11 protein-coding genes are annotated in these 13,792 nt (G+C 70.5%); 9 read left to right on the forward strand and 2 right to left on the reverse strand.

Features of this window, described 5'->3' with window-relative positions:
* The coding region (locus VJT49_RS17490; RefSeq protein ID WP_324165897.1) for a WS/DGAT domain-containing protein at window positions 1–313 on the forward strand (313 nt) is incomplete at its 5' end.
* Window positions 314–390: 77 nt separating this feature from the next.
* Here the strand turns inward: VJT49_RS17490 and VJT49_RS17495 are convergent.
* Complete coding sequence (locus VJT49_RS17495) at window positions 391–717, reverse strand: hypothetical protein (RefSeq protein WP_324165898.1); 327 nt, start codon at window positions 715–717, stop codon at window positions 391–393.
* Between the two features lie 49 nt (window positions 718–766).
* On the reverse strand, window positions 767–3,373 hold the full coding sequence (locus tag VJT49_RS17500; protein ID WP_324165899.1) for a LuxR C-terminal-related transcriptional regulator: 2,607 nt from the start codon (window positions 3,371–3,373) through the stop codon (window positions 767–769).
* 552 nt (window positions 3,374–3,925) lie between these two features.
* Here VJT49_RS17500 and VJT49_RS17505 point away from each other — a divergent pair.
* From VJT49_RS17505 to VJT49_RS17540, 8 genes are all read left to right on the forward strand, one after another.
* Entirely contained in the window at window positions 3,926–4,129 is a 204-nt protein-coding gene (locus tag VJT49_RS17505; protein ID WP_324165900.1) for a hypothetical protein, read from the forward strand.
* Between the two features lie 64 nt (window positions 4,130–4,193).
* The gene (locus tag VJT49_RS17510) at window positions 4,194–5,681 is read left to right on the forward strand and encodes a polysaccharide biosynthesis tyrosine autokinase (protein WP_324165901.1); all 1,488 of its coding nucleotides are present in this window, start codon (window positions 4,194–4,196) and stop codon (window positions 5,679–5,681) included.
* 51 nt (window positions 5,682–5,732) lie between these two features.
* Window positions 5,733–6,392: a hypothetical protein gene (locus tag VJT49_RS17515; protein WP_324165902.1), complete on the forward strand. Its 660-nt coding sequence runs from the start codon at window positions 5,733–5,735 to the stop codon at window positions 6,390–6,392.
* A gap of 142 nt (window positions 6,393–6,534) precedes the next feature.
* Window positions 6,535–8,436 carry a polysaccharide biosynthesis protein gene (locus tag VJT49_RS17520; RefSeq protein ID WP_324165903.1) on the forward strand — a complete coding sequence of 634 codons (1,902 nt, stop codon included), beginning with the start codon at window positions 6,535–6,537 and terminating at the stop codon, window positions 8,434–8,436.
* Window positions 8,433–9,389, forward strand: coding sequence for an NAD-dependent epimerase/dehydratase family protein (locus VJT49_RS17525; RefSeq protein ID WP_324165904.1), 957 nt, complete (start codon window positions 8,433–8,435; stop codon window positions 9,387–9,389). The genes VJT49_RS17520 and VJT49_RS17525 overlap by 4 nt, the downstream gene beginning before the upstream one ends.
* Window positions 9,390–9,546: 157 nt before the next feature.
* Window positions 9,547–10,803: a nucleotide sugar dehydrogenase gene (locus VJT49_RS17530; RefSeq protein WP_324165905.1), complete on the forward strand. Its 1,257-nt coding sequence runs from the start codon at window positions 9,547–9,549 to the stop codon at window positions 10,801–10,803.
* A 96-nt stretch (window positions 10,804–10,899) separates the two neighbouring features.
* The gene (locus tag VJT49_RS17535; protein WP_324165906.1) at window positions 10,900–12,105 is read left to right on the forward strand and encodes a DegT/DnrJ/EryC1/StrS aminotransferase family protein; all 1,206 of its coding nucleotides are present in this window, start codon (window positions 10,900–10,902) and stop codon (window positions 12,103–12,105) included.
* A 34-nt stretch (window positions 12,106–12,139) separates the two neighbouring features.
* Window positions 12,140–13,792, forward strand: a complete 1,653-nt coding sequence (locus VJT49_RS17540; protein WP_324165907.1) for a glycosyltransferase — start codon at window positions 12,140–12,142, stop codon at window positions 13,790–13,792.

Genomic DNA, 13,792 nt, shown 5'->3' on the forward strand with positions numbered 1-13,792 from the left:
CGGCGCGCTCCACCGCGCCGTGGGGCCGCTGCTGCGCCGGAGCGCGCCGCTGCTGTTCGACACGGTGATCACCAACGTGCCCGTGCCGGACATCCCGCTGCGGCTGGACGGTGCGGAACTCGACGAGTTGTATCCCATCGTGCCGCTGGCGCACGGCATCGCCTTCAACGCCGCCGTCTCGACGTACCGCAACACCGTCCACATCGCACTGCAGACCGCCGGAGGTGGTGGGCCGGACGTGGCCGAGCTCGCCGCGGCCACCAAGACCGCACTGCCCGCGCTCCACTTGTCCACATCGGACAGAAAGGGCTGAGTCCGGAATTCGGCGGCCGCGCCTGGAGGCGGGACGCGGCCGCCGACCCGTTCCGCGGAGAGGGTTTCCGCGAAAACTCAGTGCCTGCCGGCTTCGTCCATGGCGGGCAGATGGCCGGAGGTGGTGACGGGCGTGTCACCGGGTTCACGGGTGTTCGGCACACCCTGCCAGGGCTTGCCGGCCCGGGCACGGGCCTCCCACTGTTCCGCCTGGTCCTCGAACGCCTCGGCCGCCGACTCGACCGCGGCCAGGACCCACCACGGCAGCCTGCTGGTGCTCGCGATGTCCCGCCAGGCCAGCGCGACCGCCCGGGACGCCGGTGCGACATTGGCGCCGGCCGCGCTGCCGTAACGGCGATACGCGTCTTCCCAGGCGCGGATCAGATCCTCCGATACCCTTTCCATGACTCCCTCTCCTCGGGATTTCCTTGGCTTCGAACAAGTTCTCGCGTGCTCACAGCAGGCCCCGCTCGCGCGCCGCGATCACCGCGTCCCGGCGCGAGGTGACGCCCAGCTTTCGGTAGACGTTCCGCAGGTGCGTCTTGACGGTGTTGACCGACACGTAGAGGCTGCTGGCGATCTCCTCGATGGTGGCCAGCGACGGCAGTTCCCGGAGTAGTTGGACTTCCCGCGGGGTGAGTTCCGCGGTGACTCCGGCGGGTGCGGGTGGTATCGCCTCGAGTACCTCCTCCACGAACGGGTCCAGCCGGCCCAGCCGGCCCAGCTGGGGCACGAGCAACTGCCGGATCTCCTGACCGGCGTCGTAGAACGGCCGCAGGGCCCGCCGCGGCTCGGCCAGCTCGATCGCCGCCCGGACCTCCAGGTTCGCGCTCCGGCCGTCGTGCGCGCGCTCGGCCAGCACGGCCGCGAGCAGGTGCGCCTCGATGCGGGTCGACACCACCAGGCACCGGACCCGGCCCTTGGTGACCTTGTCCAGCAACGCGCGCGCCGCGGTCACCCTGCCGTAATGGGCGTGCATCCTGGCGCGGAGCAGTTGCGCCTCGCCGTACTCGCCCAGCCATGCCGACGCCCGGCGCTCGGCCTCGGCCGCCCAGTCCGGCCTGCCCAGGCGCAGCGCCATGCGCTGCTCGATGGTCGCCATATGCGCCACCAGCGTCGGCGGCACGAAGTCCTGGCGGCTCACCGTGGCCCACAGGCGGCGCATCCGGACCAGCGCCGCGTGAGGGTCCGCTCCCCATTCGAAGTCGATCGCCGCCTCGTACGAGACGGCGTACATCTCCACCACGCGGTCGTTGCTGGTGCCGAGCACCTGCAACGCGCGGCGCGCGAGGTCACGGGAGTGCTCGTGTTCGAGGAACTGGTAGGCCGCCCCGGCCGAGGCGGTGTAGGCGAAGCCCGCGGCCGGGTTGTCGGTGAGGCCGCGCCGCTCGGCGAACCGGAGTGCTTCGTCGGCCATGCGCCGCATCCGCGGATAGTCGCTGTCCACTGAGGCCACCCCGGCGAGATGGCCGAGGCAGTGCAGGCTCGCGTGGTCGAAGTCGTGCGCGGTGGCCAGGCGCAACGCCCAGCTGAGGTCGCGGCCCGCCGCCTGGTGGTCGCCGATCCAGAACAGCACGGTGCCGCGGTTGATCAGGGCGAAGATGAGCAGGTCCGGGTCGACGATCCGTTCGATCCGCCCGCCCAGGTCGTCCATCGCGGGAACGACCCGTCCGGACAGGCGGGCCCAGTGCGTGCGCACGATCAGGTCGAGGTCGCGCACGCGTTCGCTCTGGGTGTTCCGCACGGCCTCGGTCAGGCCCGACAACCGCATCTCGGCGGTCGCGCGGTCGCCGGCCGCCAGGTCCGCCAGCGTGAGGACCAGTCCCGCCTCGGCTTCCGACCGTGCCCGCGCCGACAGCGTCGCCGCCAGCCTGCGCAGCGTCGCCAGTTCGCCGGCGAGGACGAGGGCAAGGCCGTGCTCGGCGACCAGCCGCGCGGAGAGTTCGTCGTCCCGCGCGCCGGCCGCGTGCGCCACCGCGCTCGCCGGTTCGCCGTGTTCGGCGAACCACCCGGCCGCGATCCGGTGCAGGTCGGCGAGCAGGGTGGGCAACCGTCGCCGCAAATCGGCTCGCAGGTAGGTGCGCAGGAACGGGTGCATCCGGTACCGGTCCCCGTCGGCACCGGAACGCGCGATCAGCGACGTCGACCTGGCCAGGGACTCGAGCACGGCCGCGGCGTCCTCGCGGCCGGTCAGCGCGATGGCGAGCTCCGGCCGCACCCGGTCGGACACGCTCAGCCGCCGGAGGAAGCCCCGTTCGTCCTCGGACAGGGGCGAGAGCACTTCGCCGGTCAGGTACTCGGAGACCGCGCGATCGGTCTCCACAAAGGAATCCAGGGTGCCCGCCGGGTCCCGGCTGCCGCGCAACGCCTGTGCCGCAAGGCGGATCGCCGCGGGCCAGCCCCCGGTGAGCGAGACCAGCCGGTCGAGGTGCTCCTCGGACAGCCGGATGCCGTGCAGGGCGATCGCTTCGGCCGTCTCGGCACGGGAGAAGGCGAGGTCGCCGGCGCGGATTTCCCGCAGCCGGCCCGCGATCCGCAGCCGGTGCAGGCCGACCGGGGGGTCCACCCGGCCGCAGATCACCAGGCGAAGGTTCCGCGGCATGCGCCTCAGCAGCACGTCCACCACCTGCTGGGCGTTGGGCTCCCGTAGCTGGTGGAAGTCGTCGAGCACCAGCCAGACCCGTTCCTGCCGCCGGTTGACGGCTTCGGCCAGCAGCGCCACGAAGTCCCGTCCGGTGCGGCGGGGCTCGGGGACCTGCCCGGCCGGCTGGCCCGCCCTGGCCCGGTTGAACGCGGCCAGCACACCGGAGAAGAACACCGGGAGGTCGTTGTCGGCCCCGTCGACGTTCACCCAGACCACGCTGCCGGGGCCGGCCGCGCGCCGGACGTCGTCCGCCCAGTTCGACACCAGGGTGGTCTTACCGAATCCCGCGGGCGCGCAGACCACGGTGACAACGGGATCGTCCTCCGTTTCCGCGACGTCGGGCAGCATTCCGCCGGGCCGCGGGCGCCGGATCGCCTCGCGGGGCGGTGGCGGTTGCGTGATCTTGGGTTCGGGCATGGGCGACTTGATTGCGATTCTCCGTTCGGTCACCGACGGGGCCAAGGCTATGAGAATTCGCAGCGCAAGCGAGGCCCGGGGAACCCGTCAGTCGAAAGATCTCCCGAACGAGTGAGAAACTGTTCGCCCTGCCGGGAAAAAACCGGCTGGCAGTGTGCCAAGAAGACTATCGTGGTCAGCGCTATCACCTGGACGGCGTAAGTAGTGCTATGCCCATTTCACCCGCGCCGGATGACGCGCCTGGGGCGGGCCCGGCGCGACGATGATCGCGCGGCACCGGTGCCGGCATGGCGGAATAAAAGCCATCGCGGATTCTCGTGAAATTCCGCGAAACCGACCGGCGGCCGCCGGAGCCCCGAGTTGCGGCCGCCGGTCCTCCCTGTAACATACCCAGCTTCACGACCGACTGCATTGCTGACCGATGGTTGTGCCGAACGTGAGCCTGGCGCGGTGGTGAGGTGGAACCGCCCGAAGCCGTGGGCGCGTTCGCGCACAACAAGAAGGCCCCAGCCCCTGGCCGTATCCAAGCAAAGCACGAGACAGGGAACGGCAATGGGTGGCTTCTGGCTGTGGTTCGAGATCATCGGCACCGTGATGTTGGCGGGTATTCCGCTCGTCATCGTGATCGCCTTCGCGCTCCGGCGTGCCGCGCGAAAGGTCGAGGCGATTCTTGCCGAGGAACTGGATTCGCCGGAGGATCACGACCGGCCCACACCTTCAGGTGACAATGCGGATCACCACAGCCGTAGTGTGTAAAATCGGCAGCCGATCCGGCCCCTGTCGATTAGTGACGCCGGAAACCAATGGCCGGAGGTGTGGTGTGACCCTGCACGATTATCTGCGGGTAGCACGTGGGCGGTGGAAAATCGTTCTGTTCGGTCTGGCCGCCGGGCTGGCCGGGGCCGCCGCCCTCACCTGGTCGACCCCGAGGGAGTACTCGGCGCAGATCACGATCTACCTTTCCGCACAGTCCGGTGTGGACTCCCAGACCGTGCCGGCGCAGAAGGTGAAGTCCTACACGCGGCTGCTCACCAGCACCAGGGTCGCCCGGGACGTCGCGAGCCAGCTCAGGAACGGCATGTCCGCCGACGAGATCGCGAGCCGGATCAGGGTGGCCACGCAGCCCGACACGCTGTTGCTCACCGCCGTCGCCACCGACCGTTCGCCGTTGGTGGCCAAGGGAATCGCGGACGCCACCGGCGAGGCGTTCAGCCGCCTGCTGAGCCAGCTGGAAAGGCCGGCGGACACGCTGCCCGCCCCGGTCGCGGCCAGAGTGGTCGAACCGGCCGCGGTGCCGACCGAACCGGTCGCCCCACGCCCGCTGGTGAACTACGGACTGGGTGCCCTGCTGGGGCTGCTCGCCGGGTACGGGCTGGCGCTGCTGCGCAACGCCCTGGACACCACCGTCAAATCGGCCGAGGAACTGCGAAAGCTCACCGGCGCGCCCAATCTCGGGAGCGTGGCGCACGACGCGGACGTGCCGAAGCATCCGCTGACCGTGCAGGAGCACCCGCGCTCGCCCCGCGCCGGGGCGTTTCGCAAGATCCGCACGAACCTGCAGTTCATCGACGTCGACCGGTGCCGCAAGACGATCGTGGTGACCAGCGCGGTGGCCGGGGAGGGCAAGACGACGACGCTGTGCAACCTGGCCATCGTGCTGGCCAGGGCGGGGCAGCGGGTGGTGGTCGTGGAAACGGATCTGCGCCGCCCGCGTGCGGTGGACTACCTGGGCCTCGAAGGCGCCGTCGGGCTGACCAGCGTGCTGTCCGGCCGGGTCGGCCTCGACGACGCGCTCCAGCCGTGGGGCGCGGCCCTGTTCGACGTGCTGGCCAGCGGGCCGATCCCGCCCAACCCCAGCGAACTGCTCGCGTCCGGGCAGATGGCGAACGTGCTCACCGAACTGCACCAGCGCTACGACACGGTGTTGCTGGACGCACCACCGCTGCTACCGGTCACCGATGGAGCCGTTCTCGGTGCGGCCTGCGACGGCGCGCTGCTCGTGGTGCGGCACGGCAAGACCACACGCAACCAGCTCAAGGCCGCGCTTTCGGCGCTGGAAGCGGTCTCGGTGCGGGTGCTCGGCACGGTGCTGTCGATGGCGCCCGGGGGCGGCGCGGCGAGCCCGTACTACGAGTACTACTCGGCGCTGGAGGCCGATCCGGACCTCGACGGCACCGTCCCCATCGCGAAGATCGCGACCGGCCCGCGGCGCGATGCCAGGCGCAACGGCAGTGGAAAGCCGCACGGAACGCTGACCGGACGGCTGCCCGCCGACATCCTGTCGCGCACCGCCGACCAACTGCGCTGAAACGCACGGCGCGGCCGGGCACACATGTTCTGAATAGGTGAACCTGCTCCCATGATCCCCTCGCAACCGCATCCGCCGAATTTTCGGATTCTTTTCGTCTGCACCGGAGGAATCTGCCGTTCCCCATTCGCTGAAATCCTCGTCCGGCATTTGCTGCGGGAGCGGCTGGGCGTGGCGAACGCGTCACGGTTCGCCCTCGCCAGTGCCGGTACCGAGGCGATTCCCGGCGCCGCCATGCATCCCTACAGCCGCGCCGAGTTGGCCAGGTGGGGCCTGGCCGGGATCGCGGGCGGGTTCAGCGCCCGCGTGCTCGACCCGGTGACGGTGGGCGGTGCCGACCTCGTGCTGGCCGCCGAGCGGCTGCACCGGAAGCTCGTCGTCGAAGTGCAACCGTCCGCCCTGAAAACGACGTTCTGCCTGCGAGAACTGGCCAGGCTGCTCAAGGGGGTGGCGCCGCGCACGCTGCCGGAGGACCCGGTCGAGGCGGCCAGGGCGGCGGTGGCGGCGGCCCGGCGGCTGCGCGGTACCTCGCACTACGTCGCGCCGGAGGAGGACGCGATTCCCGACCCGATCGCGCTCGGCCCCACCGGGCATCACGAGTCGGCGAAAATGATCGCCGAATCTCTCCGGAGGTTTGTCGCGCTGGTCGGCGCCACGAATTCGAGGCGCACCTTGGGTAACCGTTTCCCGCGGCTGGACTCGATCCGGTGAACAGGCGGCCGGGCGCGCCGGGAAAATGTTACGCTGATCGCAGCTAGGTCGAACGAATCCCCGATGTCTCCCCGGACCCCGCGGGCATCCTGGGGCGTTGCCGGCGAATTCGCCGGACGCATTCTAGGGAGAACAGCGATCCATGCGACCCACCTCGATCTTTTTTCCGCTGACCTATGCCGCCACACCACGGTGGCTGGGTCGCGCCGGCACCCTGATGGCCGATGCCGGTGTGTGGGCGGCGGCGCTGGTCGGGGCGACGTGGTTGCGTTACGAGTTCGACCTCGGGCACGTCGACCCCAACGGCCTGGCGCGCATCACCGCCGCGGCGGTGGCGCTGGTGTGGCTCGCCGGTGTCCTTTCCCATCTCTATCTCGGCCGGTATCCGGCCGGCAGCCTCGACGAGGCGCTCAACCTGGCCGTGGTCACCGGAGTGGTTTGCCTGGCCGTGCTGGGCATGGACCTGGTTCGCGGCGAACCGGCGGTGCCGCTTTCGGTGCCGGTCATCGCGGCCTTCCTGGCGCTGCCGGCGTCACTGGGCCTGCGCCTGGTCGTCCGTGGACACCGGGCCCGGAAGGCGCGGCCGGACCGCCGCTCGGCCAGGCGGGTGATCGTCTACGGTGCGGGCACGCGGGGCCGGGAACTCGTGCGCGCCATGCTTTCCGGCGCCGCCGGTGACACGCTGCCGGTCGCCCTGCTCGACGACGACCCGGCGTTGCGCCACAGCCGGATCTCCGGGGTGCCGGTACGCGGCACCTGGCGTGAGCTCGTCACGGTGGCCAGGCAGACCCGGGCCCAGCAGCTCATCGTGGCTTTCGCGGACCCGGCTCCGGCGAAGATCCGCGCGGTCAAGGCACTGGCCAGGACGGCGCGCCTGGCGGTGCACACGGTCGCGCCGCTGAGCGAGCAACTCCGGCCGTGGAACCGTCTTCCCGAGCTGTGGGACCTCGACGTGGCCGAACTGCTCGGCCGCCAGCGGATCGAGGTCAACCTGATCCGGCTTTCCGGCTGCCTGCGGGGAAAGCGCGTGCTGGTGACCGGGGCGGGCGGCACGGTCGGCGGCGAGCTGTGCCGGTGGATTCACCGGCTCGGCCCGGCCGAACTGCTCATGCTGGACCGCGACCCGTCGGCGCTGCACGAGGTTCGGCTGTCGATGCTCGCCGAGCCTCGGCTCGACTCGCCCGCCGTGCTCCTCGCGGACATCACCGGCGGCGGCCGGCTGCGAGAGCTGTTCACCGAGCTGCGGCCCGATCTGGTGTTCCACGCGGCGGGGCTGACCCAGCCGGCGCTGCTGGAGCGGCACCCCGAACAGGCGTGGCAGACCAATGTGGTCGGCGCCCTGGCGGTTCTGGAGGCGGCGAGGCAGGCCGGGGTCCGGCGGCTGATCAACATCTCCAGCGCCGCTGCGGCCCACCCGGTCACCGTGCTCGGCCGGTCGAACCGGATCGCGGAGCGGCTGGTCGCCGACGCCGCCGGCCGGACCGGCGGCGCCTTCGTGTCGGTGCGGCTGGGTGAGGTGCTGGACGGCCGGGCTTCGGTGCTGACCACCTTCGCCGAGCAGCTCGCCGCCGGCCGTGCGCTGACCGTGCCCCATCCCGACGCGACCCGGCCAATGATGACCGCCGCGGAAGCCGTGCGGCTGGCCATCCAGGCCGCCGCCACGGGTTCCCCCGGCGAGGTTCTGGTGCCCGACCTCGGCTCGCCCGTCCGGCTCGCGGAACTCGCCGAACTGCTCATGGCGATGTCCGGCTGCGAGTCGCGGATCGTCTACACCGGACTGGGCAGGGGCGAGGAACTGGACGAACCGATGCTCGGCCCGGGCGAGTGCGACCTCCGCCCGATCCATCCGGCGATCACGCACGTCCCGGTGCCGCGGCTGGCCGCGAACACCGTGCTGGCCACGTGCGCGCGGCTCGGCTGTGCGGCCGCGATGGCCGAGCTCGTCGAGTCTCCGCGGATCGTCGCGCCGCGGCGGGGTGGCTCGATTTCCAGCGTCGGGATCGTCGCCGCCGGCCGGCCGGGAAGGGAAGCCGAGGCCAGATGAAGGTCGTGGTAACCGGCGGTGCCGGGTTCATCGGGGCCAACGTGTGCCGCGAACTGCTGCGCCGCCCCGGCTACGAGGTGGTCGTGCTGGACAACCTGAGCACGGGCAAACAGGCCAACCTCGCCGGTCTCGACGTCGAACTGCGCACGGGCTCGGTGCTCGACCCCCGCGCGGTCGCCGGGGCGTGCGCGGGCGCCGACTCGATCGTGCACCTCGCCGCCGCGCCCGCGGGGTCGCGGTCCGCCGACCACCCGCGGGCCGGTCAGGACCCGAACGTGACCGGCACGCTGACCGTGCTCGACGCGGCGCGAGAGATCGGCGCGCACGTCGTGGTCGCGTCGTCGAGTTCGGTGTACGGGCGAAATCCCGTGCTTCCCAGGACCGAGGATCTGGCATGCCTGCCGAACTGCCCCGACGCGGCGGGCAAGCTCGCGGTCGAGTCCTATGTCGCGGCCTACCAGTCGTCCTTCGGGCTGGCATCGTGTGTGTTCCGGCTGTTCAACGTGTTCGGCCCGCTGCAGGTGCCGAATCACCCCGACGCGGGTGTGGTGCCCTCGTTCGTCTTCAACGCGCTTCACGGCATGCCTCTGGTGATCCACGGCGACGGGGCACAGAGCCGCGACTTCACCTTCGTCGGCACCGTCGCGGAGATCCTCGCGGAGGCGGTCGTGGTGAGGACGACGCGGGCCCTCCCGGTGAATCTGGCCTACGGGACCCCGGCCACGGTGAACGAGGTCGTGACCGCCCTGTCCGAACTGCTGGGCCGCCGGCCCGAGGTTCGCCACCGGCCGCCGCGCCCCGGCGACGTCAAGCACTCGCAGGCGGCGCCGGGCGCGTTGTCCGCGCTGTTCCCGCAGATCCGTCCCGTGACGTTCCCGCACGGCCTTCTGCGCACCATTTCCTGGATGGAAAGCCGTTTCGTGTCTGTGCCGGGGACGGAGGTTCCGGCATGAGAACCGCCAGCTCAACGCGCGGTTGCCAGGCCGGCCATCGAGCGCGCCTTGTGCCGCTGTCGGGGCGGCTGGGCCCTCCGTACCCCGTGATCCGACGGCCCGACGAGCGCCCTGGCGACCCGATCGCGGTCGCGCGCGAACTCGCGGAGGGGCAGGCGTGACTCGGTTGGCGGTGGTGGGGCAGGGCTACGCGGGTCTGCCGATCGCGATGCGGGCGGTCACGGCAGGCTTCTCCGTCGTCGGTTTGGACCTGGACGCGGTTCGGATCTTTTCGCTTCGCGACGGGAAGTCCTATTTGCACAATGTTGCCGACGCGGAGCTGAGTCTCGCCTTGTCCACCGGACGCTATCTCCCCACGGTGTCCTATGAGGACGTCGAGGAGTTCGACGTGGCGATCATCACCGTGCCGACGACCGTGCGGAACTCCCGGTCGGACCTGAATCCTGTGGCGTCGGCCACCGAGGGCATCGCGCCTTACGTGCGCCCGGGCGCCACCGTCGTGCTGGAGTCGGTCAGCTATCCCGGCACCACGGAGGAGGTCGTCGTCCCGCTACTGGAAAAGGGCAGCGGGCTGACCGCGGGACGGGATTTCGCGGTCGGGTACAGCCCGGTGCGGGCCGAGCCGGGCGATCCGAAATGGAACTTCGTCAACACGCCGAAGCTGGTGTCCGGAGTGGACGCGGGGTCGCTGGCGGCGGTCAAGGCGCTCTACGACGCACTGGTGGAAACGACCGTGCCGGTGGCCACCACCCGGGTGGCCGAGCTCGCCAGGCTGCTGGAGAACGCCTTCCGGCATGTCAACCTCGCCCTGATCAACGAGATCGCGATGTTCGCACACCAGGTCGGGGTGGACGTGTGGGCGGCCGTCGAGGCGGCGGCCACGAAACCCTTCGAGTTCCTCGGATTCCTGCCGGGGCCCGGGATCGGTAGCCGATGCCTGCCGGTGGATCCCGGCTTGCTGCCCTGGCGGTCCCGTCAGGACCAGCACCACGACTTCCGGTTCGTCTCGCTGGCGAACGAGATCAACGAGCAGATGCCGGACTACGTCGTCCGGCGGGTTGTCGAAGCGTTGGAGGCGCGGCGGAAAGTGTTGCCGGGCAGTGTGGTCCTGTTGCTGGGCCTGTCCGGGACGGCCAACACCGGCGACCTCCGTGGTTCGCCCGCGTTGCGGGTGGCCGAACTGCTGTCCGAACAGGGCGCCGTGATCCGCGCGGTGGACTCGTACGTGGAGTCTCGCCGCTGCCCACCCGAACTGAAACTCGTCCAGCTCGACACGTCCCGCCTGCGCCAGGCCGACGTGGTCGTGCTGCTCACCGATCACGACGACGTGGACTACGAACTCGTCGAGCGTGAATCCGCTCTGGTACTCGACACGCGGCACCGCACCCGCGGTAGCCGGGTGGAATACCTATGAGCACGCCGGCGTGCGAAATCGCCCGGGCGCAGGGGGCCTGGACGATTTCGCACGCCGCGCCCTCGGACAGGTCCCTTTGACCCACGGGAGGCGACAGTGATCGCATTAGCCATCGATGGTGGCCGGCCGGCTCGCACCACGCCGCTGCCGAGCTGGCCGATCTTCGACGGAGAGGAAATCGCCGCGGTACGGGAGGTGCTCAGTTCCGGCAGGGTGAACTACTGGACCGGGCCGCACGGCCGGGCCTTCGAGCACGAGTTCGCGGGCGCCGTCGGCACGCGGTACGCCGTGGCGATGGCGAACGAGACGGTGGCGCTGGAACTGGCGTTGCGCAGTCTCGAAATAGGCCCCGGGGACGAGGTGATCCTACCCGCGGCGAGCTTCTTCGCGGTCGCCAGCGCGGTTGTCCATTGTGGAGCGAGGCCGGTGATCGCCGACGTCGAGCTGCGTACTCAGTGCCTGACCGCGGAAACGGTGGAGGCGGTGCTGACCGAACGTACTCGCGCGGTCGTCGTCGTCCATTTCGCCGGCCATCCCGCGGAAATGGCCACCCTGCTGCGGCTGGCCGAGAAGCATGGCATCAAGGTGATCGAGGACTGCTCCCAGGCGCATGGGGCGCGTTACTTCGGCCAGCCGGTGGGCAGTTTCGGCGATATCGCGGCCTGGTCCTTCTGCGACGACAAGATCATCACCACCGCGGGCGAGGGCGGTGCGATCACCACCTCCGACCTCAAGCTGTGGCGGTGCTGCTGGGAACTGAAGGACCACGGCAAGAACGTGGCGGAAATGCACCGGAGCCCCAGCCAGCCGCGCTCGCGCTGGCTCCACGACAGTTTCGGCACCAACGCCCGGATGACCGAGATCCAGGCCGCCGTCGGCCGCCTGCAACTGGCCAAGTTGCCGAACTGGGGCAAGGCTCGGCAGACCAACGCCAGCATGCTGCTCGACGTGTTGCGTAGCCAGTCCGGTCTCCGGGTGGAGGATCCGCCCGCGCACGTCGAGCACGCCTATCACCGGTTCTACGCGCATGTCCGTCCCGAGCAGCTCGCGCGTGGCTGGAACCGGGACCGGATCGTCGCGGCGATCGTGGCCGAGGGCATTCCGTGTGGTCTCGGGGGCTGCGCGGAGGTCTATCGGGAACGGGCCTTCGAAGCCATCGAAGGCGTCCCGGCCCGGCTGCCGATCGCGGCCGAACTCGGCCGGACCTCGCTGACCCTGCCCGTGCATCCCGGCCTGAACAGCACCGACATGATGGAAGTGGTGGGTGCCGTGGTCAAGGTGATGAAGGTGGCGACGGCATGAAACTCCTCGCGCGCGAAATCCCAAAGAGACGAGCATGAGTGCGCGCATGGGGGTCCGGGAGACGCTGGGGATCTCGCCGGGCTGCTTTGTCGCGGTTTCGGTGGTGCCCGAAGCAAAGCGGCGGGGGCACGACGTGCTGCTGGACGCGTGGCGTGGGTTTCACGCCGAGCATCCGGACAGTCATCTGATCCTGGTCGGCGGTTCCGGTGAAACGGCCCAGCGGTACCGGCGGGAGCTGGCGGTCCGCTTCACCCTCGACAAGCCGGACAGCGGTGTCACCTGGGTGTCCACAGTGGAAGATGAGCGGCCGTACCGCGCCGCGGCCGATGTCTGCGTTTCCCCCTCGGGCCGCAGCGCCGTGCAGGGCGTGCCCGGTATCGTCGGCGACCCGCGGGCGATCCCGGCGGGCTCCGGCTGGGTCGTCCCCGGTAGTGACCCCGACGCGCTGGCCACGGCGCTGCGCGAGGCGTACGCCGAGCATAGGCAAGGCGTTCTGGTCTCCCGCGGCGCGAGGGTTGTCGAGCCGCCGGAACCCCGTCCGGCCCGAGTGTTCAGCATCTTCACCCAATCCCGGTTCGCGATGCGGTCCGACGGCCGCTGGACGCCACTCGGCCCGTCCGCCCGTGGCCAGAAGTGGGCACGCTACCGCCAGAACGGCAACGAAGTCCGCGTGATCGCGATGGGCGACTCGACGCCGGTCGCGACATCGCCACCGGTGCCCGACGGCATCGTGATGGCGCTGCCCGACCGCGCCGGGGTGACCGGACTGCCGGCCATGGTCGCGGCGGTGGCGCGGGCGGTCGCCGTCGCCGACGCCATCGTGCTCCGGGTACCCGGTCTCGTTTCGTCGATCGCGGCCGTGGTGTGCCGTATCCTGCGGCGGGCCTACGCCGTGGAGGTCCTTGGGGACGCCGCGGACCTGGTGCGCGCCGCCGCGCCGGGCCCGCTCGGCTCCCGTCTCGCCAAGCTCGCCGAGTCGCACACGCGATGGTTGGTACGGAACGCGGCCGCGTCGCTTTATGTCACCCACGAGACGCTGCAACGGCGTTACCCGCGGCAACCGGGCACACCGACGATCGAAATGTCCAATGTGGTGCTCCGGCGCGGCACCCTGGCCGCGCACGGTCGCACCTGGCAGTCCGGCCCCTTCCGGATCATCACGATCGGCGGCCAGGAGAACCACCACAAGGGCCACGACGTGTTGCTGCGAGCCCTCCGGGTGCTCGTCGACGACGGTCTCGACGTGACGGCCACCATCATCGGGGGCGGCCGCGTCCACGGCGAACTGATCGAGCTGGCGCATTCGATCGGCCTTGCCGCGCGGGTGGAGTTCGTCGGTGTCCTCGACGACCGCGCCCGAATCAGGGAGCTGCAGGACTCGGCGTCGTTGTTCGCGTTGCCATCGCGCGCCGAAGGGATGCCGCGGACGCTCATCGAAGCGATGGCCCGCGCACTGCCGGCCGTCGGTTCACGGGTCGGCGGTGTGCCCGAACTGCTCCAGCCGTCCTGCCTGGTGCCGGTCGGCGACCACCACGCGCTCGCCCGCGCGATGACCGACCTGCTCACCGATCCCGCGGTCTGGGAGGAGCAGTCGCGCGTCAATCTGAAGGTGGCGCAGACCTTCGAGCAGTCGCTGCTCGAGCAGCGGTTCTCGACCTGGCTCGACCGCGTCCCACCCGCACGGTGA

This window comes from Amycolatopsis sp. (genome assembly GCF_035276945.1).
GTDB lineage: Bacteria > Actinomycetota > Actinomycetes > Mycobacteriales > Pseudonocardiaceae > Amycolatopsis_E.

Bases quoted from the DNA above. Each gene is read 5' to 3' on its own strand.
- VJT49_RS17495 (WP_324165898.1), bottom strand. From the start codon at position 717: ATGGAAAGGGTATCGGAGGATCTGATCCGCGCCTGGGAAGACGCGTAT.
- VJT49_RS17525 (WP_324165904.1), top strand. From the start codon at position 8,433: ATGAAGGTCGTGGTAACCGGCGGTGCCGGGTTCATCGGGGCCAACGTG.
- VJT49_RS17500 (WP_324165899.1), bottom strand. From the start codon at position 3,373: ATGCCCGAACCCAAGATCACGCAACCGCCACCGCCCCGCGAGGCGATC.
- VJT49_RS17540 (WP_324165907.1), top strand. From the start codon at position 12,140: ATGAGTGCGCGCATGGGGGTCCGGGAGACGCTGGGGATCTCGCCGGGC.
- VJT49_RS17520 (WP_324165903.1), top strand. From the start codon at position 6,535: ATGCGACCCACCTCGATCTTTTTTCCGCTGACCTATGCCGCCACACCA.
- VJT49_RS17515 (WP_324165902.1), top strand. From the start codon at position 5,733: ATGATCCCCTCGCAACCGCATCCGCCGAATTTTCGGATTCTTTTCGTC.
- VJT49_RS17505 (WP_324165900.1), top strand. From the start codon at position 3,926: ATGGGTGGCTTCTGGCTGTGGTTCGAGATCATCGGCACCGTGATGTTG.